The following is a 25,257-nucleotide window of genomic DNA, read 5'->3' as shown; positions in this document are numbered from 1 at the left end:
ATCTACATCGGGCTATGCTGGCGATCATGAGCGATACGACCACCATCCGTGTGACGCGCTCCACGCGTGACGCGTTGAACGACCTGGCGCTGAGGCGCGGTGAGACTCTCCTGCAGACGACCGCGCGAGCGACGCGCTTGCTCGAACAGGAAGTGCTCGCCCGAGACCTGTCGACTCCTCTGCGTGATGATGAGATCGAGTGGCTCGACGGTGACGCCGGGTGACATCGTCCGGATCGATCTCGGGGTACCTGCCGGGTCTGAAGCCGGTCTCGAGCGGCCGGCCGTGGTCATCACCGCCGAGTTGATCCTTCGTGGCCGACCCAATGTCATACAGGTGGTTCCGCTGACCCGCACGCTGCGCGACAGCGCTACCGAAGTGACCATCGAGCCCGATCTCCACAACGGCTTGGATGCGGTTTCCGCGGCACAGTGCCAGCACATTCGCTCGGTGGCTGCGACACGAGTGCGCACGCGGCTCGGCAATGTCGGCCCCGTTGCGCTTCGGCAGATCAGAGACACCGTCGCACTCATCATCGACGCCTGACGGGGAATGGATGCCGCCGACCAGCGTTGCAGATAGACGAAACCGCACCACTGTGAAAGGAACACCCATGGCTCGCATCGTCGTCATCGGAGGCACCGGCTACGCCGGAGGCAACATCGTCGCGGAGGCCGCCGCGCGCGGCCACGAGGTCGTCGCCGTCTCGCGCAAGGCTCCGGAGGCGCCCGTCGAGGGTGTCGCCTACGTCGAGGGGTCGGCGCTCGATCTCGATGCGCTCGCCGACGCGCTCGCCGGTGCCGACGCCGTCGTCTCGGCGATTTCGCCGCGCGGCGACATGACCGACCGCGCCATCGAGGCGCTGCAGGGCCTGGCCGACCGGCTCACCGGCACCGGCACGCGCCTCGGCGTCGTCGGGGGTGCGATGGGGAGCCTGTCCGCCCCCGGCGGCCCCCGCCTGTGGGATCTCGGCGTGCCCGAGCAGTACCGCCACGAGGCGCAGGTCGGCATCGACGGCCTGGAGCTGCTGCAGGCCTCGGATGCCGGGCTGGACTGGTTCCTCGTGCACCCGCCCAAGGTGTTCGGCGCGTGGGAGCCCGGCCAGCGCACCGGTTCGTACCGCGACGGCGGCGACGTCGTGGTGGAGGATGCCGAGGGCAACTCGTTCATCTCCGGCGCCGACTTCGCCGTCGCCGTCGTCGACGAGATCGAGAACCCGAAGCACCGCCGCGAGCGCTTCACCGTGGGGTACTGACCCTCACACGAGGTCGCGCCAGTCGATGCTGCCGGTGTCGGTCTCGGCATCCTCGTCGTTCTCGATGATGGGCAGCGCCGTCGTCTCCAGCGTCCCCGTCGGCGGCCCCATGAGGGTGGCCTCGTCGCGGCGGTGACGCAGCTCGTTGTCGATGTACGACGCGAGCACCTCGGCGAGGGGCACATTGCGGCCCTGGGCCTGCGACAGGTACCAGCGGTGCTCGAGCACCTGATGGAACACCTCGGCGGGCTCGAGCTTGGTGCGCAGGTCGAACGGGATGGCCTTCACGACCGGCTCGAACACGCGGGTGAGCCACTCGTGGGCGACCATCTCCTCGTCGGTGCCGAGGCGTGAGATGCGCGCGCGGAACTCGTCGAGGTCGTTGAGCAGGCGTCGTGCCTGGTTCTCTTCCACGTCGAGGCCGGTCAGCCGCAGCAGGCGCCGCTGGTGGTGCCCGGCGTCGACGACCTTGGGCTGGATCGACACGCTCGTGCCGTCGGGCGTGGTCTGGATCGACATCTCGCCGATGTCGAAGCCCAGCTCGTTCAACCGCTGCACGCGTTCGGTGATGTGCCACGCCTCGCTCGCGGCGAAGCTCTCCTGGTCGGTCAGCGCCGCCCACAGCGAGTGGTACGACGAGACGATGCCGTCGGCGATGGCCACGGCATCCATCCCTCCCTCCAGCCGCCCGCCGGCCTCGAGATCCATGATCTCGCCGGCGATGTTGGTGCGGGCGACGTCGAGGTCGTGGGCGCGCTGCCCGGGGGTCAGGCCCGACTCGTGCAGCTCGCCCGTCTCGGCGTCGACGAGGTACGCGGCGAAGGCTCCGGCATCCCGTCGGAACAGGGTGTTCGACAGCGACACGTCGCCCCAGAAGAAGCCCACCTTGTGCAGGCGCACGAGGAGGACCGCGAGGGCGTCGACGAGGCGGCCGGCCGTGTCGGGGCGCAGCGTCTGGGTGAACAGGGCGCGGTAGGGGAGCGAGAACTTCAGGTGCGCCGTGACGAGGGCCGCCGGCAGCGGTTCGCCCTTCGGCGTGTGCCGGCCGTCGACGACCGCGACGCGTTCGACGCAGGGGACGTCCAGGCGCGCGAGAGATCCGAGCATCTCGTACTCGCGGCGGGCCATCGCGGCCGTCGTCTCCTTGACCGCCACGACCTTTCCCGACAGGTCGGCGAAGCGCACGAGGTGCCGCGACAGACCCTTCGGCAGCGAGACGATCGTGTCTTTGCTCCACTCGTCGAGAGGGGTCGACCAGGGCAGAGCCAGCAGCCCGGCGTCGACGCCGGTGGCCGTGATCGTCAGGGAGTCCATCTCTTGAGTTCCGTGTCGGGGAAAGACAACGGCGCGGGGGCCTGAGCCCACCCGCGCCGTTGCGAATCGATCAGGCCGAGGCGGCGATCGCCTTGTCGGTCAGGCGCTCGCCCGACTCGATGTCGAAGACGTGCACGTGGTGCGGCACCGGGGCCAGCACGACCGTCTCACCCGCGTTGGGGTGCTTGCGGCCGTCGACGCGGGCGACGATGTCGGTGCGCTTGCCGCCGACCTCGGTGTGGCCGTACAGGTAGCCGTCGGCGCCGAGCTCCTCGACCAGGTCGACCGCGACCGACAGACCCTTGCCGTCGGTGGGGTTGACGACGATGTCTTCGGGACGGATGCCGGCGGTCACCTCGGTGCCGTTGGCCTTGCCCATCGTCTCGGAATCGATTCCGACGACGGCGGTGCCGAACTGCACGCCGCCCTCGACGAGGGGCACCGGGAACAAGTTCATCGCGGGCGAGCCGATGAAGCCGGCCACGAAGACGTTCTCCGGCTTCTCGTACAGGTCGCGCGGGGTGCCGACCTGCTGCAGCAGGCCGTCCTTGAGCACGGCGATGCGGTCGCCCATCGTGAGCGCTTCGGTCTGGTCGTGCGTGACGTAGACCGTGGTGACGCCGAGGCGGCGCTGCAGCGAGGCGATCTGCGTACGGGTCTGCACGCGCAGCTTCGCGTCGAGGTTCGACAGCGGCTCGTCCATGAGGAACACCTGCGGCTGGCGCACGATCGCGCGGCCCATCGCGACACGCTGACGCTGGCCGCCCGAGAGCGCCTTCGGCTTGCGGGTCAGGTACTCCTCGAGGTCGAGGAGCTTGGCCGCCTCCAGCACGCGCTGGGCGCGCTCTTCCTTGCCGACGCCGGCGATCTTCAGGGCGAAGCCCATGTTCTCGGCCACGGTCATGTGCGGGTAGAGCGCGTAGTTCTGGAACACCATCGCGATGTCGCGGTCTTTCGGCGGGACGTCGGTGACGTCGCGGTCGCCGATGAGGATGCGGCCCGAGTTGACCTCTTCGAGGCCGGCCAGCATGCGCAGCGTGGTGGACTTTCCGCAACCGGAGGGGCCGACGAGAACCAGGAACTCGCCGTCGGCGACCTCGAGGTTGATCTTGTCGACCGCGGCGCGGGTTCCGCCCGGGTAGAGGCGGGTTGCGTTGTCAAACGTGACGGACGCCATGTTTTCTTCTCCTTCACCGGCAGGTACGTGCCGGACGATCCGTAGTGATGGAATGAGCGGGGGCTTGGCCCGCACGCCCGAGGTGGGCGCAGTGCCATTGTGGCACGCCGCCCTGGGCGATGTATATGAGGATCGGGGGAGATTTCTGGCCGATCCGTGCCAGGTGGTCTCGACACGGGAAGGGCCGGCGGCGTCCGGGGCATTTCCCAGACTGCCTGGCTAGCATCGTCACCGTCGCGCTCCATCACCCGCGACACCCGTTGCACCCCGACCCGTGGGCGCATCCGCTGCTTTCCCAGAGGTTCTATGTCCGAGGACGACACCCCGAATGCGCCCGTGCCGCGCGACCGCCGCGAAGCGGTGCGCGAGAAGGCGCAGCAGGTTCACGCTCAGCAGTCGCGCGCGCGGCTGGTGCGCCGCACCGCGCTGATCTCCGGCGTCGTCGCGGCCGTCGCCGTCGTGGGCATCGTCGTCGCCTGGACGGTCGTCTCGACCGCGAGCCGACCGCAGCTGCAGCCGGCAGGAGCCAGCAACGACGGCTTCCTCGTGACGGCGGTCGCGCCGGGACAGGTCGCGGGTGCGATCGACGGCACCGATGCGACGCCGGTTCCGACCGAGGATGCCGCGCCGCAGGGCGAGGCGACCGCGACACCCACGGAGGCTCCCGCGGTGGAGATCCACGTCTATGTCGACTACCTGTCGCCCGGCGCGCGCGAGTGGCAGCTGGCCAATGCGGCGCAGTTGTCGTCATGGGTCGAAGACGGAGCCGTCACCCTCACCTACCACCCGGTGTCGATGCTGACGGCGAAGTCCAACGGCACGAAATATTCGCTGCGCGCCGCGAGCGCCGCGGCATGCGTCGCGACCTACTCGCAGGCTTCGTTCTTCGCGTTCAGCAACGATCTGCTCACCCGCCAGCCCGCGGTCGACTCCGACGGGTTCTCCGACAAGGAACTCGCCGACATGGCCATCGCCGCCGGCAGCGACGACCCCAAGAAGCTGCGCGAGTGCATCGAGACCGAGGCCTTCTCCGGGTGGGTCAAGGCGGCCACCGAGCGGGCGATCACCGGCATCCCGGGTACCGACGACCTGTCGTTGACCGGCACCCCGATGATCATCGTGAACGGTGAGCAGTACGTGGGCGTGATGACCGACCCCGCCGAGTTCTCGCAGTTCGTGCTGACCAGCGCCAGCGGCGTGTTCTACAAGTCGCAGACCGCGGTCCCCACGCCGACCGCGACCCCGTCCGAGACGCCGACGCCGTAGGCGGGGCGCTCGCGGTCTGCGTCGGTAGACTGGACGCTCTGCCGGCTTGGCGCAATTGGTAGCGCACCGTACTTGTAATACGGGGGTTGCAGGTTCAAGTCCTGTAGCCGGCACCGTCTTCCGCCCGCCGACCGCGCCCCGCGGCCGCCGAGACCGCGTCAGCGCATCGAGACCCACGCCGGCGTCGCGGGTCTCGATGCGCATCCGGGGTTTCGACGAACACCCCGCACCTCAAAGCGAATGCGGAGGATGCCGTTCATCGACGCGACGTCAGGGCCGAGGAGGCGCAACCAACGGCTGCCGCAGGTGCTTCAGACGGGGGCGCAGGCGCTCGGAGCGTGCCGGGTAGCCTCAGTTCATGCCTCTCGATCTCGGTGTGATACTTCGGCTCCGAAGCTCTCGCACACAGTGACGTGCTGGTCATCCGGCATGCCTACCGGGCGGAGCCTGCGGGGAGCCCGCTGGAGGGCATCCGCGCGGACTCGACAGACGACGAGATCCTTCTCTCCACCCGCCAGTAGTCGGCCGCGGGTCGCGTCTTCCCGGCGTCACCGCCTCGGTTCTGGGTGGTCATGATTCCCGAGGGTGGCGGTCGGGCTCGCCTCTGGGGCGTCGTAGAGAACCACGGTGAGTCCTCGAACGACGGCGTGGTGCGCCGGTTCGATCTGGTGATGACCGGTCACATGGCCGAGCTGCGGAACCGGCTTGTGATCGGATGGCGTGCCCCGCGATCGTGGTGGCTGTACGGGCAACGGCTGCGGCATACCCGGTGGTGGAGGTCGCTGACGCGAAGCCCGAGCCCTTCCCCGGGTTCGACGGGCTGATCCTGGACTACGCGCAGCTGCAGGCGGTGATGCGTGAGCATCGCTACGCGTCCTGGCGGACGGTGTTGTCGTCGGTCGTCGGCATCTCCCTGATCACCGACACGCGTGACGGCCGACACGACGTCGGCAAGGCTGATGGCGCGCAGAACATCCTCCAGAGGTGGGGCACGTACGCAGCGAATGGCCACGGTGGCAACGTCGAGTTGCGCGGCCTCGACCCGTCGACGCCGACTCCGCTCGTCAATGCGACGGAGCCCCACGACCTCCTACGCCCGACGGCCCGGCTGTGCGCCATTGACCCCGCCGGTTGCGCACGACCCGGCCGCTTGCGAAGCGTGCGCATCCGGCAGGGTCGGCAGCAAGCGGCGGGGTCAACGAGGCGACGGGGTAGCTTGGAACGCGCCGGAGCACTTGACGGGGAGGAGTCGCCGACGTGCGATTGAAGCTGACGCTGGGAGGCGTTTCGCCGCGGGATGTCATTGTCACGTGTGAGTCGTCGGCGTCGGTGGGGGATGTCGCCGCGCGGCTTGCGGGTTTCGGTGGACGCAGTCGGGCGCGTGCGTCGTTGACGTTGAAGGCTCGGGTGGCGGGGGAGCACGCGGCTCGGCTCCTCAATCCGCTGCTGCCGTTGCATGATTCGGGACTGCGTTCGGGCGCGGTCGTGGAGTTGGCCGAGTTCAGGCCACGGGATGTTCCTCTGCCCAGGCGTCGGGCTGTCGTCGAGGTCATGTCTGGCCCCGATGCGGGGATGCGTGTTCCGTTGGGGCCGGGGCTGAGTTTCATCGGTCGTGACGTGGCGGCGCATGTGGTGCTGTCGGACGGTCTCGTGTCGCGTCGTCACGCGAGCGTGCATGTGGGTGCGCAGACGGTGGTGACCGATCTGAACTCGGTCAACGGCGTTGAGGTGGATGGTGTCGCCGTCGACCGGGTGATCGTGACGGGTCGTTCCCTCATCCGGGTGGGGGACACGGTGGTGCGCATCGAGCCGGTTGCTGACGGGGATGTCGTTGAGGGCGCCGACCGTGACTTCACGCGTTCGCCGCGAGTGTCGGCGCAGTGGGTCGGCGAGGTGCTGCCGGCGCCGGCTCTGCCTCGTGCGGGGGAGAAGCCGCGGCTGCCGTGGATCGCGCTGGCTGCCCCGGTGGTGGCCGGTGTGGCGCTGTTCGCGTTGACGCGGAACCCACTGATGCTGCTGTTCGTCGCGCTCAGCCCGGTGATGATGCTGGGGTCGTGGATCGATCAACGGGTGCGGCATCGTCGTCAGCGTCGGGACGAAGCCGAGCGCTTCCGCACCGGTTTGGCGGGGTTGCGTGCGGATCTGGTGGGGCGGAGGGATTCGGAGCGGAAGGGGCGGCTGGATGAGGCGCCCGCCGTAGCGGAGGTCGTGGGGGCGATCCGGTCCCGCAGCCCGCTGCTGTGGACGCGGCTGCCCGAGCACGCGTCGTTCCTGGCGTTGCGGCTCGGCACGGGCACGTTGGACAGCCGCACTCGCGTTCAGCTGCCCGGTCGCCAGCTCGACGGCGGTGACGAGTGGGAGCGTCTGAACGCCCTGGTGGGGGAGTTCTCGACGATCGATGACGTGCCCGTCGTTGAGCGGCTCGCGGATGCCGGAGCGGTCGGGGTTGCGGGCCGGGACATGTTCGCGCCGGATCTTGCCCGTGCCCTGATGCTTCAGTCGGCTCCCTCGGCGGGGTCTCGCCGGTCGCCCGGGCCGCAGCGAACCGGCTCAACGCCGCCACTCGTATCGCCGAGATCGACGCGCGCCTGGCTGAACTGCGCAGCATTCCCACATCCGGTGGGTTCTCCACCCCCGCCTACGGTTACGAGGCCGGCACGTTCGACGCGGAGATCGCCAAGCTCATCGCCGAACGCGGGTATCTGCAGAAAGCGGTCGACGGGAAGGTGCAGCTCTACCTGTACGACCACACCACGGACAGCATCATCGAGATGATCGGCACCCCCGGCCCAGACACCACCGCCATCAACACCTACGTCCCGGGTACCTACACCAGCGTGTTCAGCTTCTACAACAGCGGAGTGCAGCAGGTCGGGCAGTGGCTGAACACTGACCCGGGCGTGGTGACGTTCGTGTGGAAGGTGGGGGCGTTCCCGGGCGAGAATCCCTCCGACGGTGGGCAGGATCTCACTCGTATCCTGGAGGCCAACGACGAGACCTTCACTCTCGGCAAGGGTCAGCAGATCGCGGCGTTCGACCGAGAACTCCGCACCGCGGTCGGAACCTCCACCAGTGCCGAGTTCAACGGCATCGGTCATTCCTGGGGGCTCGCCGCGATCACGTCCGCGGAAGTGGCGGGTTCTGATTACGCGAACGTCGTCTCCCTTGCCGGGGCGGGGATGCCGGAAGGTTGGGTGAAGCACGAGGGGACCGTCTATTCCCACTTCTCGTACCGTGATGCTCTCAGCATGGCGCAGCAGTCGGGCGTGGTGTGGGAGGGAAATAACCCTGGTGCCAGTGCCGACTTCGTTCAGCACCAGTACGCCCGTGACGGGGACTACCGGCTTCTCCTTCCGACCAGCACGGCCCCGTACGCTGGGGGTGTGAGCGTGACGCCTCCGGCAGAGTTCCTTGGCTCGACCCACGCCCTCGACAACCACAACCTCATCGCCAGTGACGACCCTGAGAACGCACGGGTGCTTCGAGATGTGAGAGACACGCTGAAATGACCTGGCTGCGAGTTGTCAGAGTCGTCGTCGGCGGCGTGCTGGCGGTGGCTCTGGTGGGGTGTGCGGCGGATAAGCCGGAGGTGGCGGATGTGACGATCATGGAGGCGAAGGCCATGACGCAGGCGGTGGAGCTCGAGGTGGCGCGTCGGGTGCCGGCGGAGCTGGTGGCCTCCATCGATCAGTCTCCCACCGGGTCGTTGCTCAGTTGCGAAGGGGAACGCAACTACAACTGGGCCGGAGGCATCACGGTCTACCTGACCGAAGGGGCCGACCTCGACGCCGCCATTCAAGGTTTCACCGACGCGAACGCGGACGGCTGGACCATCGAGCGTGAAACCAGCGCGGCCGGCAATCCCAGGTTCGCGATCAGAAGCCCCGACGGCGTCTTCATTCTTGCGGATGCCTATGCCGATCATCCGGTAAGTCTTGAGGCGTCGTCGTTCTCACCGTGTTTCCATCTTCCCGATGATGAGAGCCCACTCGGCCGGTTCTAGTGGAATGTCGGGCCTCTGCAGACCCTCTCCGCCATCGAGTTGCAGCTCGACCGGTACGCACTCACGCTCGACCCAGCCCGAAGCCCGTGCTCGTCGGTGCGGGGGCGTGCCGGCGGACATCCCATGCCGTCGGCATCCGGTTCCGCGTCGGCGAGACGGAGCGCCGGTGCTGGGTGTGGGTGAACGCGCTGGGGCCGGGGGCCGACTGAGCGCGGCTGTGGCGGTCAATAGGCAGGCAGGAAGCCGAGACGATTTCCCGCGGCAGATCGTTCGTCCGGGCGCGCGTTGCCCGCAGCGGCATGAGTGATCTTTCGGGCATCGTCGCCAGGGGCGGGCTCTCGGAGGCTCGCGCGGGTCGGATAGCGCTAAGTTGAACCCACAAATCGTTTTGCGAGGCGACGGGAGCAAGGATGGCATCCGCATCGGACCCGCGCTCGCGCGTCGGCATCGCCGACGTGGCGCGTGAAGCGGGGGTCTCCATCACGACCGTCTCGCACGCGTTCAGCGGACGCGGCCATCTGGCGGAGAAGACGATGGTTCACGTCAAAGGGGTCGCCGCGCGCCTCGGCTACGTGCCGAACCGGGCGGCCAGCGCTCTGCGCGGGCGGCGATCGAACATCGTGGGGTTCGTCTCCGACGACATCGCCACGACGCCCTACGCGGGCCGGGTCATCCTCGGTGCGCAGGATGCGGCGACCGCACACGGGCAGTTGCTCGTCCTCGTCAACTCCAACAACGACGACACGATCGAGGCCGCGCAGATCTCCGCGCTGCGCGCCCAGCAGGTGGATGCGGTCGTCCTGGCGCACGTGTCGCACCGGGAGAGCACCGTGTCGGAGGCGCTGAGCGGGATCCCCGCCGTTCTCGTCGACTCGGTCGACCCGTCCGATGCGCGCGTCTCGGTCGTCCCGGACGAGACGCAGATCGCGCGCCTGGCGACCCAGACCCTGATCGCCGCCGGCCACCGGGCGATCGCTCACGTCACGGTGGACGCCTCCGGCGTCGCGCGCGACGGCCGGGTGCTCGGGTATCGAGAGGCCATGCTCGAGGCCGGCTTGCAGCCGTTGATCGTGGAAGGAGGCAGTGAGGGCCGCGCCCTCGCGGGGCGTGCGGCCTTCGCGCGGATGATCGGTGCGTGCGCGGAGCTTCCGACAGCCGTCTTCTGTTTCAACGACCAGATGGCGATGGGGGTGTATCAGGCGACGCAGGCGCTCGGGCTCGGCATCCCGAACGACATCTCCGTCGTGGGCGTCGACGATTTCGAACCGGTCTCTGCCGAGCTGCTGCCCGGGTTGACGACGATCGCCCTGCCGCACTATGAGATGGGCCGGTGGGCGGTCGAGACGGCGCTGGCCATCGTGAACGATGGCGCCGATCGCCCGTCGGGCGTCACGCGGATGCCGGGGCGTCTGGTGGTCCGCGGGTCCGTCGGGCCGGCACGGGGCGCCTGACGCCCGCGGGTGTTGTTATCGACTTGTAATGCGGATGCGATGACGTCGGGTGTCCGAGTGGCATACCGTGGACCTGGAAAAACGTTTTGGACACCTTCCAGAATCGAAAGGACGAAGTAATGACGCTTCACAGGAAGATCGTGGGATTCGGCGCGATCGCCGCGGTCGCGGTCGGTATGGCCGGCTGCGCCGGCGGCACGAGCGGCGGTGACGCCACCGGCGACGCAACCGTCACGATCATGGGCGCGTTCACCGACGCTCAGGCCGAGGCCTTTCAGGCAGAGCTCGACGCCTGGTCGAAGGAGAGCGGGATCGCGGTCACCTACGACGGAAGCACCGACTTCTCGACAGCGGTCGTCGCGCGGGCCACCGCGGGCAACCCCCCGGACATCGCCATCTACCCCCAGCCCGGCGTGCTGCTCAACCAGACGCAGAGCCTCTACTCGCTGGAAGACCTCGGGATCGACGTCGACACGATCATCGCGGACGAGGCGACCGGTCTCGGTGACATCGTGAAGCAGGACGGCAAGACCTACGGTCTGCCCTACTCGGTGAACGTCAAGTCCCTGGTCTGGTACAACCCCGCCGCGTTCGCCGCCGCGGGCCTCACGGTGCCCACGACGGATGCCGAACTGACCGCGCTGGAGGACAAGATCGTCTCCGACGGCCTGGGCTACCCCTGGTGCGTCGGCCTCGAGTCCGGCGGGGCCACCGGCTGGCCGGCGACCGACTGGCTGGAGGAGTACGTCCTGCGCTACGGCGGCCTGGACGGCTACAAGTCGTGGATCGCGGGAGAGACGAAGTTCGACAGCGATCTCGTGAACGAAGCCGGTGACAAGGTTGCGGACATGCTCCTCACCGACGGGCACGTCAACGGAGGCGGACCCGCCGCGGCGACGACGTCGTTCCAGACCGCCGGCAACCAGCTGTTCGTCGAGGGCAAGGACAACGGACAGTGCTTCATGATGCGTCAGGGGTCGTTCATCGCGGACTTCTTCCCCGATGACATCAAGGCGGAGATCGCCGACGCCGACTTCACGAACGTCGACGCGTTCCAGCTGCCGTCGCCCGAGGGCACGGACTCGGCCATGCTCGGTGGCGGCGACCTCGTCGCGGCCTTCACCAACAGCGACGCGACCAAGGAGGTCGTCGAATACCTGGTGGGCTCCGAGTTCGGCACGCGTGGCTATGCGGACCAGGCCATCTTCATCTCGCCGCACAACGACTTCGACACGTCTTACTACAGCTCCGAACTGCAGAAGAAGTTCTCCGGGATGCTCTCCGAGTCGGAGCTGTTCGGGTTCGACGCCTCCGACCAGATGCCTGGTGAGGTCGGCGCAGGCACCGAGTGGACGCACCTGACCAGCTGGTTCGCCGGTCAGGAGACGATGGAGCAGGCCTTCCAGGCGATCGACGCCAGCTGGCCCAGCGAGTGATGCACGGCCGCGTCACGCGGCCGGGCTCTCTCATCCGCTGAGGGTGGGGCGGTGCCGACGGCACCGCCCCACCACCACCCCATCCACCTCACAACGACGTCTGGCGGTCATCAATGCCCATCATCAGCGCTGTCATCTCCGTTGTCCTCGGACTCGGAGTCTCCTTCCTCATCTTCTTCTTCTTGAACTGGCTGGTCGAGCGCACCGGCGACAGATGGAAGGCGAGGCTGCTGCCCTACGTGTTCCTCGTCCCGGTCATCGTGCTCGTCGGCGTCTTCCTGCTCTACCCCGCCGTCCGCACGCTCATCGAGAGCTTCATGAAGGCGAGCCAGCGCCGCGGCGAGGCCGCGACGTGGGTGGGCCTGCAGAACTACGCCGAGCTGTTCACCGACCCGGAGTTCCTGGGCGTTCTTCGCAACAACCTGCTCTGGGTCGCGGTCGTTCCCGCCCTCGCCGTCGTGATCGGGTTGCTCGTCGCGGTCCTGACCGACAAGCTCGGTCGTCGGCGCGAGACGGCCTTCAAGTCGATCATCTTCCTGCCGATGGCCATCAGCGGTGTCGCCGCGGCCGTCGCCTGGCGTTTCATCTACTTCTACGCGCCGCCGGGAAACCCGCAGATCTACGCGCTGAATGCCTTCTGGACGACGGTGACCGGCCAGGACCCCGTGCCGTGGCTCACGCTGGACACCGGGAGCCTGAACAGCTTCCTCCTCATGGTGATCGCCATCTGGCTGCAGGTGGGTTTCGCGATGGTGCTTCTGTCCGCCGCGATCAAGGGGGTTCCCGAAGAGACCATCGAGGCGGCGCGCCTGGACGGTGCCAGTGAGCGGCGGCTGTTCTTCAGCGTCATCGTCCCGCAGATCCGCGGCACGATCCTCGCCGTCCTGGTCACGGTCGTGATCTTCGTGATGAAGGCCTTCGATATCGTGTACGCGATGACCGGAGGACAGTACAAGACGAGCGTGCTCGCCGTCGAGTTCTACACCCAGTTGTTCAGCTTCCAGAACCCCGGCAAGGCCGCCGCCGTCGTCATGATCCTCATGGTGGCCGTGGCACCTCTGGTCGTGTACCAGATCCGCAGCTACAAGAGCCAGGAGGAACTCCGATGACCGCGACCACCACCATCACGGCCGTCAACCCGACGGCGAAGAAGAAGCGCAAGCCGCAGAGCACCGAGCAGCCCAAGCCGCGGGTGCTCACGACGATCCTGATGGGCATCATCTCGGTGGCCTGGCTCGTTCCCGTCGCGGGGCTGCTGGTCACGAGCTTCCGCTCCAAGGCGGATGTCGACGCGTCGGGCTGGTGGACGGTGTTCGGCGACTTCTTCGGCCAGGCGTGGACGACGGCGGCATTCGGCGAGGCGTGGGAGTCCCTGGATGTCTCGCGCAGCTTCTGGAACTCCCTCGCGGTCACCCTGCCGGCCACCATCCTGCCGGTCATGATCGCGGCGATGGCCGCCTACGCCTTCACGTTCTTCCAGTTCCGGTTCAAGGAAGGCTACTTCGCGATCGTGCTCGCCCTCATGGTCGTGCCGGTGCAGATCGTCATCGTGCCGGTGCTCCAGCTGTTCGTGTGGTTCGGCAAGACCACCGGCATCCAGATCATCGGGCAGTATCCGGCGGCATGGATCGTGCACGCGACCTTCGCGCTGCCGTTGGCGATCTACATCCTGCGCAACTACATGCAGACGCTGCCGTACTCGCTGATCGAGGCGGCGAAGATCGACGGGGCGAGCCACTTCCAGATCTTCTGGCGGCTCGTCGTGCCGATGTCGGTGCCGGCGCTCGCCTCGTTCGCGATCTTCCAGTTCCTCTGGGTGTGGAACGACTTCCTCGTGTCCTACATCTTCATCCAGACCGGGCCGAACGCGGTGATGACCCAGGGTCTGTACACGCTCCTCGGGCAGTACGGGCAGGGGTGGCAGCAGGTCGCGGCCGGCTCGTTCATCACTCTCGTGGTGCCGCTGGTGATCTTCTTCAGCCTGCAGAGGTTCTTCGTTCGAGGACTGACCGCCGGTTCGGTGAAGTAGGTGATCCCAGCTCGTCCGAATCTGCACTTCACGCCATCGCACAACTGGATGAACGACCCCAATGGACTCGTGTTCCATCGTGGGCGTTACCACCTCTTCTTCCAGCACAATCCGTACGGGATCACGCATGCCAACATGAGTTGGGGGCATGCCTCCAGCACGGACCTGGTCTCGTGGGAAGAGCATCCCGTGGCGATCGCCTGTGACGACGACGAGTTCATCTTCTCCGGGTCGGTCGTGGTCGACGAGGCCGGCACGAGCGGGTTCGGGGAGCCGGGAGAGTCGCCGATGGTGGCGGTGTACACGACGGTCGCGGCAGCCACCGGCATCCAGGCTCAGGCGCTCGCCTACAGCACCGACGAGGGGATGACGTGGACGAAGTACTCCGGAAATCCGGTCCTGGATCGCGGGTCGAGGAACTTCCGCGACCCCAAGGTGTTCCGCTACCGGGGTGAGCACTCCGAATATTGGGTGATGACCGTCGTCGAGGCCGACGAGCACGAAGTGCTGTTCTACCGCTCCGACGATCTGCGGTCGTGGTCGTATCTGTCCTCCTTCGGCCCCGCCGGGGCGGTCGGCGGCGTGTGGGAGTGCCCGGACCTCTTCCCGCTCGCGCTGGACGGCGAGGTGCGGTGGGTGCTGCTTCTGTCGCTGAACCCGGGCGGCGTCGCCGGCGGCTCCGGCACCCAGTACTTCGTCGGGCAGTTCGACGGCGAGCGGTTCGTTCCGGATGCGCCCGTTGCGCTGGCCGTCACCGCCGTCGAGCTGTCCGCCCTGGGGTGGGTGGACCACGGGCGCGACTGCTACGCCGGCGTCACCTTCAACGGACTCGACGACGACCAGCGCACCCTCATCGCCTGGATGGACAACTGGGACTATGCCCGTGAGCGTCCGGCGACGCGGTGGCGCGGCGCGATGACGATGGCGCGTCGGCTGACGCTGCGTCGCGCACAGGGCCGGCCGCAGCTGTGTTCCGAGCCGATCCTCCCGGTCGGACAGGACGTCGTGCACCTTCGCGCGCAGCCGTCCTTCCCGGCATCCGTCGCCCTCCCGTCGACGTGTCGGCTGGACATTCGGCTGTCGACGTCGTCGACGTTTCGCATGGCACTGACAAGCGGCGCGGACGGCGATGTCGCGGTCGTGGACTACTGTGCACGGGAGCGCACGCTGACGTTCGCCCGGATGGTCGTGGGCATGGACGGCGACGATGCCGCCGGGTCGTTTCCCAGCCAGAGCCGCGTCGTGCTCCCGGGAGACGAGGGATCACTGGATGTGCTCATGGTGATCGACCGCGCCAGCGTGGAGATCTTCGCCGCGGGCGGAGCGCGGGTGCTCACGCATCTGCTGCCGCAAGAAGTGGATCGGATGCGCTTCGCCGCCGACGGCGACGCCTGGCTCGATCACCTCGTCGTGCAGGATCTGTGCGGCACGCGGTGACGGGCCGTTCGTGCCCGCCCGCCCCCACGACCTCTCATCAGATCGGAGAAATCAACCTGTGACGCGTTTCGTGATCGGCGACACCGACTTCTTGCTCGACGGCACGCCGCACCGCATCCTCTCCGGCGCGATCCACTACTTCCGGGTCCACCCGGACGACTGGGCGGACCGCATTCACAAAGCCCGCCTCATGGGGCTGAACACGATCGAGACCTACATCGCGTGGAACGCGCACGAACCCGTCCGCGGGGCGTGGGATGCGACGGGCGCGAACGACGTGGGCAGATTCCTCGACCTCGTGGCCGCCGAGGGGATGCACGCCATCGTGCGGCCCGGCCCCTACATCTGCGCGGAGTGGCACAACGGCGGCCTGCCGGTGTGGCTGACCACGATTCCCGGGATCGGATTGCGCCGCTCGGAGCCGCAGTATCTGGCCGCCACGACCGCGTACCTGAACCGCGTGTACGAGATCGTCGCACCCCGGCAGATCGATCGCGGCGGCAACGTCATCCTGGTTCAGATCGAGAACGAGTACGGCGCTTACGGAGCCGACAAGGACTATCTCGCCGAGCTCGTGCGGATCACACGGGAGGCGGGCATCACCGTCCCGCTGACGACGGTCGACCAGCCCCAGCCGCAGATGCTGCGCGACGGGTCGCTGCCCGGGCTGCACCTCACCGGGTCTTTCGGATCGCACGCCGCCGCGCGACTGGCGACCCTCCGTCAGCACCAGCCCACGGGCCCCTCCTGTGCGCGGAGTTCTGGGACGGCTGGTTCGACTGGTGGGGCGGCGTGCACCACACGACCGATGCGGATGCCGCCGCCGGCGAACTCGACGCGCTGCTGGCCGCCGGCGCCTCCGTCAACATCTACATGTTCCACGGCGGCACGAACTTCGGTCTGACCAACGGCGCGAACCACAAGGGCCGCCACCTGCCGATCACGACCTCGTACGACTACGACGCTCCGCTGGACGAGGCCGGTGACCCCACCGAGAAGTACGCCGCGTTCCGCGAGGTGATCGCGCGGTACCTGCCGGTGCCGCACGAGACCCCGGCGGCATCCGCCGATCGTCCGGAGTTCTCGGTGCCGCTCGTGGCGACGGCGGTGTCGCTGGGGGATGCCGCGGCCCTCGTCGCACACGATGCCGACGAGCCGCCCACCTTCGACGAGCTCGGCCTCGATAGCGGCCTGATCCGATACGCGGCTGCCCTGCCCGCCGGCGGCGTGCTGGTCTTCGGCGAGGTCCGCGACCGCGCGTGGGTCTGCGTCGACGGCGTGCGCGTCGGGTCGCTGTCGCGCACGCACCACCAGCGTGCGATCACCGTCCCGCCCGGCAGCGTCCTGGAGATCGTCGTCGAAGAGCGCGGGCGTGTCAACTACGCCGACCGGATCGGCGAGCCCAAGGGGCTCATCGGCGGGGTGACCCTCGACGGCACGCCGCTGCGCGGGTGGTCGGCGGCCCCGGTCGATCTGGATGCGCTGATCGCGCTGGCGGCCGATGCGCCCCCGTCGGCGGGCGGCGCGGTGATGCGCGCGGAGTTCTCGCTCGACCACCCCACGGATCTGTTCCTCGACACCTCCGGGTGGGGGAGCGGCTTCGCGGCCCTCAACGGCTTTCTCCTCGGCCGCTACGGAGCCACCGGCCCGCAGCGCACCCTGTACGTGCCGAGGCCGGTCGCCCGGGCCGGGGCGAACACGCTCGTCGTCGTCGAGGTCGAGGCCATGGCCGACGCGGTCGCCTCCTTCGTCCCGCGTGCGCTCCTCGGACCGCGCGAGGAGTAGCTGGCTCCGACCGCGGCGTCCGATGATCCGAACCTCGTGCCGACTGCGGGACTGATCACGAGGATGCGCCCTGCGTCATCGACCCCGCCGGTTGCGCACGACCCTGCCCCCTGCGAAGCGTGCGCAACCGGCAGGGTCGGCAGCAAGGGGTGGGGTCAACGAGTCGAGCTACTTCTTCTTCGCGGCCTTCGGCATCCGGCTGACGAGCGTGCGGGCCTCGACGGCCTTGCGGCGGCCGCCGCGGGCACCGGCGGGCTTGCCGCCGACGTAGAGCCAGCCCAGCAGCTCCTCGTTCTTACCCAGGCCGTGCGCCTTCGCGACGGCCTTCGACCGCGTGTAGTGACCGGTGCGCCAGATGACGCCCCAGCCGGCCTCGTCGAGCAGCAGGCTCAGCACGTGCGCGACGCCGGAGGCGACGGCCTCCTGCTCCCACCGCGGCACCTTGTCGCTCTTGCGGTAGCTGGCCACGACGGCGATCAGCACGGGAGCGCGCAGAGGCTTCGTCGACGGCTTGCCGTCGCCCTCGGCCTTCGCGATCGCCGCGCCCAGGCGCTCACGATCGGCGCCACGCAGCTCGATCAGCCGCCACGGGCGCAGCGACGAATGGTCGGCGACGCGGCCGGCGGCGGCCACGAGGGTGAGCAGTTCCGCGCGGGTGGGAGCGGCATCCGTCACCTTCGACCACGAGCGCCGCGCGCGCACCGCCTCCAGGGCCGGGGACGCGCTCATGACTGCGGCGTGAACGACAGCGACAGCGAGTTCATGCAGTACCGGTCACCGGTCGGCGTGCCGAATCCGTCGGGGAACACGTGCCCGAGATGGCCGCCGCAGTTCGCGCACCGCACCTCGGTGCGCACCATGCCGTGCGAGACGTCATCGAGCAGTTCGACCGCCTCGGGGCGGACGGACTCGTAAAAGCTCGGCCATCCGCAGTGCGAGTCGAACTTCGTGCCGCTGCGGAACAGCTCCGCCCCGCACGCGGCGCACGTGTACAGGCCGGCGCGGTGCTCGTCGAGCAGCTCGCCCGTCCACGCGCGCTCGGTGCCGGCCTGCCGCAGCACGGCGTACTGCTCGGGGCTCAACTCGGAGCGCCACTGCTCGTCGGTCTTGGTCACGCGATAGCTCATGCTCCTATTCAACCCGACGGCGGGCGCGGGTGTTCCTTCTCGCACGCGAGAGCACGGGCCACAATGGACCGATGGATGCCGACACCACCACGATCGCCGAGCGTTACGCCCGGTTCGCGCGCGACGAGGCGCCCGGGCGGTCGGAGGTGTACGCGCAGTGGGCGGCGGGTGTCGCCGCCGACCCGGAGGCGCTGCGGGTGCTCGCCCGCATCCCGGCGCCGCACCGGCAGCCGCCGCTCGTGTTCGCCGTCACCCGCATGCTCGGCGCCGCCGACGAGCTGACCTCCGCGCAATGGCGCGGCTGGCTGCGCGCCCACGCCGACGCGGTCGTCGCGGAGTGCGAGGCCCGCTCGCTGCAGACGAACGAGCCGTTGCGGTGTGCGGCGCTGCTGCCGGCGCTCAGCCGCGTCGCCGGCCCGATCGCGCTGCTGGAGATCGGTGCGAGCGCGGGGCTGTGCCTGTACCCCGACCGGTACTCGTACCGCTACCGCACCGGAGCGACGACCCGAGCGCTCGACCCCGCCGACGGCCCCAGCCCGGTCGTGCTCGACTGCGACCTCCGCGGCGAGCGGATGCCGCCGCCCGCCCTGCCCGACATCGTCTGGCGCGCGGGGATCGACCTGGCGCCGCTCGACCCCGCGGCCCCGACGACCGCGGCGTGGCTCACCGGGCTCGTCTGGCCCGGTGAGACCGGGCGTGCCGACCGGATGCGCGCCGCGCTGGGGATCGCGGCCGCCGATCCGCCGCTGCTCGTCGCCGGCGACGGCGCCGCGACGATCGCGGAGGTCGCGGCATCCGCCCCCGCAGAGGCGACGCTCGTCGTGCAGACCCCCGGAGTGCTGGCGCACCTGCCTTGGGCGGCCCGGCACGACCTCATCGCCGCCGCCCGCGCAGCCGGTCGGTGGATCACCCTCGACGCGCCGACGCTGCACACCGGCTGGACCGATCCGCCGGACGCCTGGCCGGGCGGATTCGCCCTCGCCCTCGACGGCGAGATCCTCGCCGCCGCCGACCCGCTCGGCGGATGGCTGGAGTGGCGCGCGGGCGCGGCGGCGCCGCGGGGTTAGCGTGGAGGTGTGCCACTGAACGATCGCGACCGCGCGCTGCTCGACTTCGAGTCGCGTCATCCGCGGCACGACGCGGTCAAGGAAGAGGCGGTGCGCACCGAGCTGGCGATGACCCCGGCGCGGTACTACCAGCTGCTCGGACGGGTGATCGACACGGCGGATGCCGCGGCCTACGACGCGCTCCTCGTCCACCGCCTGCGGCGACTGCGCGATGCCCGGGAACGCGAGCGTGCGGCGCGGGCCGCGATTCCCACAGCCGCGGCCCGGTAGCATTCTCTGGTGCCGAAGACCCACCCTCCGAAAGACCGATTCGACGAACTGCCCGCCGATCACGGTCGCATCGGTGCCCACCGGGCGGAGAATCCGCGCATGCGGGGCGGCGCGATCTTCCTCTGGTCGGCGCTGGCGACCATCGCGCTGATCGCCGCCGGGATCTTCGGCACGCTCATCGCGACGGGCCGCGTCACGCTGTTTCCCACGCCGACGCCCACGCACTCCGTCGTCCCGACCGCCACACCCGTCCTGGACACGACCTACAAGGTGACGATCCTCAACGCGACACCCCAGGAGGGGCTCGCGAGCACCTACAGCGACAAGCTCGTCGCGGCGGGCTGGTCGGCCGACGACGTGACCGCCGGTGAGGCCGGATCGGACGATTTCGCGAAGACGACGGTGTACTACTCCGACGCTGCCGACGAAGGCGCCGCCCGGGGTCTTGCCGAGGCGATCGGCGGCGCCGAGGTGCTGCTCAGCGACGCCTACGAAGGGCTCACCGGCGACGGCGACACCAAGCAGCTCGTGCTCGTGATCGGTCTCGACCGCACGGATGCCGCGGCCACGCCCGCATCCTGACGACACCCTCCCCGCGGCTCTCGCCGCCCCTGTGTTTCGGGCGTGTGAACTCTTCTATGCGGGCCTGTCAACAGTTGCTGGAACGGCCGTTTCGCGGCGCAAACGCTGATTAGCATGGCCGAGTCTCACCGCTCCAGATAGAGAAGACAGTCATGGCACAGGGCACCGTCAAGTGGTTCAACGTCGAGAAGGGCTTCGGCTTCATCACGATCGCCGAGGGAGAGGACGTGTTCGTCCACTACTCGAACATCGACCTCCCGGGCTTCCGCGTGCTCGAAGAGGGTCAGCTCGTCGAATTCCGCGTCGGCGTCGGCGCGAAGGGTCCGCAGGCCGAGGAGGTCCGCCCGGTCGCCTGAGCCGGCACCGTCGTCCCCGCCGCGCGCTGCGCGCGCAGCTTGCACTCGCCATGCCAGAGTGCCAGAATGGGTTAGCACTCGATCATCGTGAGTGCTAACAGACTCATTCTCACGTTCCCACGTGGTGGAAGAAGGACGACACACTTATGGCAAAGATCATCGCTTTCGACGAGGAGGCCCGCCGTGGCCTCGAGCGTGGCCTGAACATCCTGGCCGACGCCGTCAAGGTGACCCTCGGCCCGCGCGGCCGCAACGTCGTGCTGGAGAAGAAGTGGGGCGCCCCCACGATCACCAACGACGGTGTTTCGATCGCCAAGGAGATCGAGCTTGACGACCCGTACGAGAAGATCGGCGCGGAACTCGTCAAGGAGGTCGCCAAGAAGACCGACGACGTCGCCGGCGACGGCACGACGACCGCGACCGTGCTCGCCCAGGCGCTCGTGCGCGAGGGCCTGCGCAACGTCGCGGCCGGCGCCGACCCGATCTCGCTCAAGAAGGGCATCGAGAAGGCCGTCAAGGCGCTGTCCGACGAGCTGCTCGCCTCGGCCAAGGAGGTCGAGACCAAGGAGGAGATCGCGGCCACGGCATCCATCTCCGCCGCCGACACCGAGATCGGCGAGCTCATCGCCGAGGCCATCGACAAGGTCGGCAAGGAGGGCGTGGTCACCGTCGAGGAGTCGAACACCTTCGGCACCGAGCTCGAGCTCACCGAGGGCATGCGCTTCGACAAGGGCTACATCAACCCCTACTTCGTCACCGACCCCGAGCGCCAGGAAGCGGTCTTCGAAGACCCGTACATCCTCATCGCGAACCAGAAGATCTCCAACATCAAGGATCTGCTGCCGATCGTCGACAAGGTGATCCAGGAGGGCAAGGAGCTCGTCATCATCGCCGAGGACGTCGAGGGCGAGGCCCTGGCGACCCTGGTGCTGAACAAGATCCGCGGCATCTTCAAGTCGGTCGCCGTCAAGGCCCCCGGCTTCGGCGACCGTCGCAAGGCGCAGCTGCAGGACATCGCGATCCTCACCGGCGGCCAGGTCATCACCGAAGAGGTGGGCCTCAAGCTCGAGAACGCGACCACCGACCTGCTCGGCAAGGCGCGCAAGGTCATCGTCACCAAGGACGAGACCACGATCGTCGAGGGTGCGGGCGAGAGCGCGCAGATCGAGGGCCGCGTGACCCAGATCAAGCGCGAGATCGAGAACACCGACAGCGACTACGACCGCGAGAAGCTGCAGGAGCGCCTCGCCAAGCTCGCCGGCGGCGTCGCCGTCATCAAGGCGGGTGCGGCCACCGAGGTCGAGCTCAAGGAGCGCAAGCACCGCATCGAGGACGCCGTCCGCAACGCGAAGGCCGCCGTCGAGGAGGGCATCGTCCCCGGTGGTGGTGTCGCCCTCATCCAGGCCGGCAAGAAGGCGTTCGACACGCTCGAGCTGACTGGTGACGAGGCCACGGGCGCCAACATCGTCAAGGTCGCCATCGAGGCTCCGCTCAAGCAGATCGCCCTCAACGCGGGCCTGGAGCCGGGCGTCGTCGCCAACAAGGTGTCGGAGCTGGCCGTCGGCCAGGGTCTGAACGCCGCCACCGGCGAGTACGTCGACATGTTCGCCGCGGGCATCATCGACCCGGCCAAGGTCACCCGTTCGGCGCTGCAGAACGCCGCGTCGATCGCGGGCCTGTTCCTCACCACCGAGGCCGTCGTCGCGGACAAGCCCGAGAAGGCCGCCCCCGTCGCCGACCCCTCGGGTGGCATGGACTTCTGAGCCGCACGCTCCGAACCGCAACAGAAGGCCCCTCCGCGGAGAGGTTCTTCGTTGGCATCAGCGGAACAGGCCCGCGGCGGCCAGCTCGGTCTGGGCGTACTGGTTGCCGGCGTGGCCGAGCGCGGTGCCGATGTCGGCGAGCGCGGCTTCGAGCTCGGTCTGCGTGGCGCGCCAGCGGTCGACGACGCCCTGGAAGGCGACGGCGGCGGTGCCGGTCCACGACCCCTGCAGCGCGGTGAGCTGGCCGAGCATGGCGGCGGTCTCGCTCTGCAGGCGGTCGGCGGTGCCGCGGATGGCGGCTGTGGCGGTCAGGACGGCGTCGGAGTCGACGGTGAAGACGGTCATGAGAGTGCTCCTTCGGTGTGGATGGGGTGCCCACGCTACGACGGTCGCCACCGCCGTGGAGCCGGAAATGCCCGATCTGTGGAGAGATCGGCGAATTCGCCGGTTGGGGAGGAGGTTTCGTCCGTCACTCCTCCAGCCGCAGGCGCGGCAGCGGCTGGGTCTCGATGAAGAGGTGCTCGGCGGCATCCCGCGGCTGTGCGAGGGGGAACGCGACGCGGAAGGTCGCCCCGCCGCCCGGGGTGTCGCTCACCTCGATCGCGCCGTGCAGCGCCTCGACGATGGAGGCCACGATCGACAGGCCCAGGCCCGACCCTCCCGTCTCGCGCGTGCGCGACGTGTCGGCGCGCCAGAACCGCTGGAAGATCTTCTCGCGGATCTGCGGCGGGATGCCGTCGCCGTGATCGATGACGGCGATCCAGCCCATGCCGGCGCCCTCGTCGACGCCGACCGCGAGCTCGATCGGCGACCCCTCGGGCGTGTAGCGGCGCGCGTTGCCGAGGAGGTTGGCGACGACCTGGCGGACGCGGTTCTCGTCGCCCAGCACGACGGGTTCGCGTCCGAACGGCGCGGGCAGCAGGTCGGTCGGCTCGGTCGGCGGCGCCTGAACGCCATCGGCGGCGGTGCGCGGCTTGCGCCGCAGGCGTGAGAGGGTCGCGCCGATGGCGGCCGGTCGGCGGCGCCCGGGCGGCAGAGTGCCGGACGGCGAGGGGGAGACCTGCGCGATCGCGCCGGTGTAGGGCGCATCCGCGTCGTCGACGACGCGCACGGTGCGCTCGGGCGCGGTCGCCCGGGCGTCGAGGGCGGCATCCCGTGCGATCGGCCGCAGGTCGACCTCGGTGACGACGAGGTCGCGACGCTCGTCGAGGCGGGCGAGGGCGAGCAGATCCTCGACCAGCACGCCCATGCGGATCGCCTCCTTCTCGATGCGCTCCATCGACTGGGCGGTCTGCTCGTCGCCCGAGATCGCGCCCATCCGGTACAGCTCGGCGTAGCCGCGGACGGTGACCAGCGGCGTGCGCAGCTCGTGGCTGGCGTCACCGATGAAGCGGCGCATCTGCTGCACCGTCGCGTCGCGCTGGCCGAGAGCCTGGTCGACGCGGTCGAGCATCGCGTTGATCGCCGTCTTCAGGCGTCCGACCTCGGTGCCGGGGGAGATGTCCTCCATGCGCTGGCCGAAGTCGCCCTGGGCGATGGACATGGCGGTCTGCTCGACCTGGCCGAGGCTGCGGAACGTGAGCGTCACGAGCCACCGCGTCAGCAGGGCGCCGGCGAGGATGACGAGGAGGGCCAGGATCGTGTAGATGCCGATGAAGTTCGTGACGGTCTGGTTGACCGGGGTCAGGGGCAGGGCGAGCAACTGCACGTTGTTCGCGAGCGCGTTCGGCACCTGCAGCAGATCCACGGCGGCGTGGAACTCGGTCTTGCCGTCCGCCGACTGCAGGCGGAACGGCGTCGTGCCCTGGATGTAGGCGCGGTCGAGCGGGTACGTCGTCGGGAACTCGGGGGCGTCGCCACCGGTCGGGCCGCTCGTGGCCAGCAGCGTGCCGTCGGGCGCGTAGACGGCGAGGTAGAACGACGTCAGCGGCGCGACGGCGCGGCCAGTGAACTGGGCGACGCCGTCGACGACCTTGACATCGAGCAGGCTGCTGGCCTGGTCGAGGGTCACCGTCTGGGTGATGGTCTGGTCGCGCTCGCCGACCAGCGTCTGCCGCAGAAAGACCCCCGTGCCGAGCCCCGCCGCGAGCAGCCCCGCCGCGAGGACGGCGACGGTGACGCCGGTGACCTTCGCGCGCAGGCTGATGCCGCGCCACCAGGTCGTCACCCGGTCGTTCTTCTTCGCGTGCGCGGCGCGCACCCCGGTCGGCGTCACGGCGACGTCAGGACGACTTGCCGGCCTTCAGCATGTAGCCGAATCCGCGCTTGGTCTGGATCAGCGGCTCGGACGAGTACGGGTCGATCTTGCGGCGCAGGTAGGAGATGTAGCTCTCCACGATGCCGGCATCGCCGTTGAAGTCGTACTCCCACACGTGGTCGAGGATCTGCGCCTTGCTGAGCACCCGGTTGGGGTTGAGCATGAGGTAGCGCAGCAGCTTGAACTCGGTGGGCGACAGGTCGATCGACACGTCGCCGATGACGACATCGTGCGTGTCCTGGTCCATCGTGAGCTCGCCGGCGCGGATGGCCGACTCTTCGTCGGCCTGCATCGTGCGGCGCAGGATCGCCTGCAGGCGCGCGACGATCTCGTCGAGCGAGAAGGGCTTCGTGACGTAGTCGTCGCCGCCGGCGTTGAGGCCCTCGATCTTGTCTTCGGTCTCGTCCTTCGCCGTGAGGAACAGGATCGGCGCGGTGTACCCGGCGCCGCGGAGGCGCTTGGTCACGCTGAAGCCGTTCATGTCGGGCAGCATGACGTCGAGGATGATGAGATCGGGCTCCTCCTCCAGCACGGCGGAGATGGTCTGAGCCCCGTTGGCGACGGCTCGGACCTGGTAGCCGGCGAAGCGGAGGCTCGTCACGAGCAGATCCCGGATGTTCGGCTCGTCGTCCACGACGAGGATGCGCGGTGCGGTCATAGGCCCATCCTGGCACCGGTAACC

25 protein-coding genes, 1 tRNA gene and 1 pseudogene are annotated in these 25,257 nt (G+C 68.9%); 20 read left to right on the top strand and 7 right to left on the bottom strand.

Annotated elements, in window-relative coordinates; translation table 11 throughout:
• Positions 1 to 26 precede the first annotated feature (26 nt).
• From QM720_RS01095 to QM720_RS01085, 3 genes are all read left to right on the top strand, one after another.
• Positions 27 to 224 carry a hypothetical protein gene (locus QM720_RS01095; protein ID WP_415124250.1) on the top strand — a complete coding sequence of 66 codons (198 nt, stop codon included), beginning with the start codon at positions 27 to 29 and terminating at the stop codon, positions 222 to 224.
• Positions 187 to 546, top strand: coding sequence for a type II toxin-antitoxin system PemK/MazF family toxin (locus QM720_RS01090; protein ID WP_415127761.1), 360 nt, complete (start codon positions 187 to 189; stop codon positions 544 to 546). Before QM720_RS01095 ends, QM720_RS01090 begins: the two co-directional genes overlap by 38 nt.
• A gap of 67 nt (positions 547 to 613) precedes the next feature.
• Positions 614 to 1,255: an NAD(P)-dependent oxidoreductase gene (locus QM720_RS01085; protein WP_415124248.1), complete on the top strand. Its 642-nt coding sequence runs from the start codon at positions 614 to 616 to the stop codon at positions 1,253 to 1,255.
• 3 nt (positions 1,256 to 1,258) lie between these two features.
• On the opposite strand, the gene QM720_RS01080 is transcribed toward QM720_RS01085, so the two are convergent.
• Positions 1,259 to 2,569, bottom strand: a complete 1,311-nt coding sequence (locus QM720_RS01080) for a DUF4032 domain-containing protein (RefSeq protein ID WP_415124246.1) — start codon at positions 2,567 to 2,569, stop codon at positions 1,259 to 1,261.
• A 70-nt stretch (positions 2,570 to 2,639) separates the two neighbouring features.
• Positions 2,640 to 3,746: an ABC transporter ATP-binding protein gene (locus tag QM720_RS01075; protein WP_415124244.1), complete on the bottom strand. Its 1,107-nt coding sequence runs from the start codon at positions 3,744 to 3,746 to the stop codon at positions 2,640 to 2,642.
• A 306-nt stretch (positions 3,747 to 4,052) separates the two neighbouring features.
• Here QM720_RS01075 and QM720_RS01070 point away from each other — a divergent pair, with 306 nt between their 5' ends.
• From QM720_RS01070 to QM720_RS01015, 12 genes and pseudogenes are all read left to right on the top strand, one after another.
• Positions 4,053 to 5,012, top strand: coding sequence for a DsbA family protein (locus QM720_RS01070; RefSeq protein WP_415124242.1), 960 nt, complete (start codon positions 4,053 to 4,055; stop codon positions 5,010 to 5,012).
• A gap of 40 nt (positions 5,013 to 5,052) precedes the next feature.
• Positions 5,053 to 5,125: transfer RNA gene (locus tag QM720_RS01065), tRNA-Thr, on the top strand.
• A 656-nt stretch (positions 5,126 to 5,781) separates the two neighbouring features.
• Positions 5,782 to 6,279, top strand: coding sequence for a hypothetical protein (locus tag QM720_RS01060; RefSeq protein WP_415124240.1), 498 nt, complete (start codon positions 5,782 to 5,784; stop codon positions 6,277 to 6,279).
• A complete protein-coding gene (locus QM720_RS01055) occupies positions 6,270 to 7,787 on the top strand; it encodes an FHA domain-containing protein (RefSeq protein WP_415124238.1) in 1,518 nt (505 codons plus the stop codon). Before QM720_RS01060 ends, QM720_RS01055 begins: the two co-directional genes overlap by 10 nt.
• The gene (locus QM720_RS01050) at positions 7,739 to 8,521 is read left to right on the top strand and encodes a hypothetical protein (RefSeq protein ID WP_415124236.1); all 783 of its coding nucleotides are present in this window, start codon (positions 7,739 to 7,741) and stop codon (positions 8,519 to 8,521) included. Before QM720_RS01055 ends, QM720_RS01050 begins: the two co-directional genes overlap by 49 nt.
• Positions 8,518 to 9,015, top strand: a complete 498-nt coding sequence (locus QM720_RS01045; RefSeq protein ID WP_415124234.1) for a hypothetical protein — start codon at positions 8,518 to 8,520, stop codon at positions 9,013 to 9,015. Before QM720_RS01050 ends, QM720_RS01045 begins: the two co-directional genes overlap by 4 nt.
• A gap of 410 nt (positions 9,016 to 9,425) precedes the next feature.
• Positions 9,426 to 10,466, top strand: coding sequence for a LacI family DNA-binding transcriptional regulator (locus QM720_RS01040; RefSeq protein ID WP_415124232.1), 1,041 nt, complete (start codon positions 9,426 to 9,428; stop codon positions 10,464 to 10,466).
• A 119-nt stretch (positions 10,467 to 10,585) separates the two neighbouring features.
• Positions 10,586 to 11,902 (top strand): ABC transporter substrate-binding protein, encoded by a 1,317-nt coding sequence (locus QM720_RS01035; protein WP_415124230.1) that lies wholly within the window; start codon positions 10,586 to 10,588, stop codon positions 11,900 to 11,902.
• A 113-nt stretch (positions 11,903 to 12,015) separates the two neighbouring features.
• On the top strand, positions 12,016 to 13,011 hold the full coding sequence (locus QM720_RS01030) for a carbohydrate ABC transporter permease (RefSeq protein ID WP_415124228.1): 996 nt from the start codon (positions 12,016 to 12,018) through the stop codon (positions 13,009 to 13,011).
• Positions 13,008 to 13,931 (top strand): carbohydrate ABC transporter permease, encoded by a 924-nt coding sequence (locus tag QM720_RS01025; protein ID WP_415124226.1) that lies wholly within the window; start codon positions 13,008 to 13,010, stop codon positions 13,929 to 13,931. Before QM720_RS01030 ends, QM720_RS01025 begins: the two co-directional genes overlap by 4 nt.
• Positions 13,932 to 15,368, top strand: a complete 1,437-nt coding sequence (locus tag QM720_RS01020; RefSeq protein ID WP_415124224.1) for a GH32 C-terminal domain-containing protein — start codon at positions 13,932 to 13,934, stop codon at positions 15,366 to 15,368.
• Between the two features lie 58 nt (positions 15,369 to 15,426).
• A pseudogene (locus QM720_RS01015) lies at positions 15,427 to 17,153 on the top strand (glycoside hydrolase family 35 protein).
• Positions 17,154 to 17,321: 168 nt separating this feature from the next.
• Here the strand turns inward: QM720_RS01015 and QM720_RS01010 are convergent.
• Both QM720_RS01010 and msrB read right to left on the bottom strand, forming a co-directional pair.
• Entirely contained in the window at positions 17,322 to 17,882 is a 561-nt protein-coding gene (locus QM720_RS01010; RefSeq protein ID WP_415124222.1) for a nitroreductase family protein, read from the bottom strand.
• Positions 17,879 to 18,280, bottom strand: coding sequence for a peptide-methionine (R)-S-oxide reductase MsrB (msrB, locus tag QM720_RS01005; protein ID WP_415124220.1), 402 nt, complete (start codon positions 18,278 to 18,280; stop codon positions 17,879 to 17,881). The genes QM720_RS01010 and msrB overlap by 4 nt, the downstream gene beginning before the upstream one ends.
• Before the next feature lie 71 nt (positions 18,281 to 18,351).
• Between msrB and QM720_RS01000 the strand changes: the two genes are divergently transcribed.
• From QM720_RS01000 to groL, 5 genes are all read left to right on the top strand, one after another.
• A complete protein-coding gene (locus QM720_RS01000; RefSeq protein ID WP_415124218.1) occupies positions 18,352 to 19,347 on the top strand; it encodes a DUF2332 domain-containing protein in 996 nt (331 codons plus the stop codon).
• Between the two features lie 9 nt (positions 19,348 to 19,356).
• Positions 19,357 to 19,617, top strand: coding sequence for a DUF3263 domain-containing protein (locus QM720_RS00995; protein ID WP_415124216.1), 261 nt, complete (start codon positions 19,357 to 19,359; stop codon positions 19,615 to 19,617).
• A 9-nt stretch (positions 19,618 to 19,626) separates the two neighbouring features.
• The gene (locus QM720_RS00990) at positions 19,627 to 20,199 is read left to right on the top strand and encodes a LytR C-terminal domain-containing protein (RefSeq protein ID WP_415124214.1); all 573 of its coding nucleotides are present in this window, start codon (positions 19,627 to 19,629) and stop codon (positions 20,197 to 20,199) included.
• Positions 20,200 to 20,351: 152 nt separating this feature from the next.
• Entirely contained in the window at positions 20,352 to 20,555 is a 204-nt protein-coding gene (locus QM720_RS00985; protein ID WP_415124212.1) for a cold-shock protein, read from the top strand.
• 146 nt (positions 20,556 to 20,701) lie between these two features.
• A complete protein-coding gene (gene groL, locus QM720_RS00980) occupies positions 20,702 to 22,318 on the top strand; it encodes a chaperonin GroEL (protein ID WP_415124210.1) in 1,617 nt (538 codons plus the stop codon).
• 57 nt (positions 22,319 to 22,375) lie between these two features.
• Here groL and QM720_RS00975 read toward each other — a convergent pair whose 3' ends face one another.
• The 3 genes from QM720_RS00975 to QM720_RS00965 all read right to left on the bottom strand — a co-directional run bounded on the left by QM720_RS00975 (position 22,376) and on the right by QM720_RS00965 (position 25,233).
• Positions 22,376 to 22,663 (bottom strand): WXG100 family type VII secretion target, encoded by a 288-nt coding sequence (locus tag QM720_RS00975; RefSeq protein ID WP_415124208.1) that lies wholly within the window; start codon positions 22,661 to 22,663, stop codon positions 22,376 to 22,378.
• A gap of 124 nt (positions 22,664 to 22,787) precedes the next feature.
• Complete coding sequence (locus tag QM720_RS00970) at positions 22,788 to 24,533, bottom strand: sensor histidine kinase (RefSeq protein ID WP_415124206.1); 1,746 nt, start codon at positions 24,531 to 24,533, stop codon at positions 22,788 to 22,790.
• Between the two features lie 7 nt (positions 24,534 to 24,540).
• Positions 24,541 to 25,233: a response regulator transcription factor gene (locus QM720_RS00965; RefSeq protein ID WP_415124204.1), complete on the bottom strand. Its 693-nt coding sequence runs from the start codon at positions 25,231 to 25,233 to the stop codon at positions 24,541 to 24,543.
• Positions 25,234 to 25,257 lie beyond the last annotated feature (24 nt).

Source organism: Microbacterium sp., assembly GCF_047602155.1.
Classification (GTDB): Bacteria; Actinomycetota; Actinomycetes; order Actinomycetales; family Microbacteriaceae; genus Microbacterium.
The sequence above is the reverse complement of the archived record's forward strand: the minus strand, read 5'-3'. Positions and strand labels throughout refer to the sequence as shown.

Coding starts and splice junctions, on each gene's coding strand:
- QM720_RS01080 (WP_415124246.1), bottom strand. CDS start 2,569: ATGGACTCCCTGACGATCACGGCCACCGGCGTCGACGCCGGGCTGCTG.
- QM720_RS01025 (WP_415124226.1), top strand. CDS start 13,008: ATGACCGCGACCACCACCATCACGGCCGTCAACCCGACGGCGAAGAAG.
- QM720_RS01000 (WP_415124218.1), top strand. CDS start 18,352: ATGGATGCCGACACCACCACGATCGCCGAGCGTTACGCCCGGTTCGCG.
- QM720_RS00985 (WP_415124212.1), top strand. CDS start 20,352: ATGGCACAGGGCACCGTCAAGTGGTTCAACGTCGAGAAGGGCTTCGGC.
- QM720_RS01010 (WP_415124222.1), bottom strand. CDS start 17,882: ATGAGCGCGTCCCCGGCCCTGGAGGCGGTGCGCGCGCGGCGCTCGTGG.
- QM720_RS01070 (WP_415124242.1), top strand. CDS start 4,053: ATGTCCGAGGACGACACCCCGAATGCGCCCGTGCCGCGCGACCGCCGC.
- groL (WP_415124210.1), top strand. CDS start 20,702: ATGGCAAAGATCATCGCTTTCGACGAGGAGGCCCGCCGTGGCCTCGAG.
- QM720_RS00965 (WP_415124204.1), bottom strand. CDS start 25,233: ATGACCGCACCGCGCATCCTCGTCGTGGACGACGAGCCGAACATCCGG.
- QM720_RS01095 (WP_415124250.1), top strand. CDS start 27: ATGAGCGATACGACCACCATCCGTGTGACGCGCTCCACGCGTGACGCG.
- QM720_RS01045 (WP_415124234.1), top strand. CDS start 8,518: ATGACCTGGCTGCGAGTTGTCAGAGTCGTCGTCGGCGGCGTGCTGGCG.
- msrB (WP_415124220.1), bottom strand. CDS start 18,280: ATGAGCTATCGCGTGACCAAGACCGACGAGCAGTGGCGCTCCGAGTTG.
- QM720_RS00975 (WP_415124208.1), bottom strand. CDS start 22,663: ATGACCGTCTTCACCGTCGACTCCGACGCCGTCCTGACCGCCACAGCC.
- QM720_RS01030 (WP_415124228.1), top strand. CDS start 12,016: ATGCCCATCATCAGCGCTGTCATCTCCGTTGTCCTCGGACTCGGAGTC.
- QM720_RS01085 (WP_415124248.1), top strand. CDS start 614: ATGGCTCGCATCGTCGTCATCGGAGGCACCGGCTACGCCGGAGGCAAC.
- QM720_RS01075 (WP_415124244.1), bottom strand. CDS start 3,746: ATGGCGTCCGTCACGTTTGACAACGCAACCCGCCTCTACCCGGGCGGA.
- QM720_RS01040 (WP_415124232.1), top strand. CDS start 9,426: ATGGCATCCGCATCGGACCCGCGCTCGCGCGTCGGCATCGCCGACGTG.
- QM720_RS01090 (WP_415127761.1), top strand. CDS start 187: ATGATGAGATCGAGTGGCTCGACGGTGACGCCGGGTGACATCGTCCGG.
- QM720_RS01035 (WP_415124230.1), top strand. CDS start 10,586: ATGACGCTTCACAGGAAGATCGTGGGATTCGGCGCGATCGCCGCGGTC.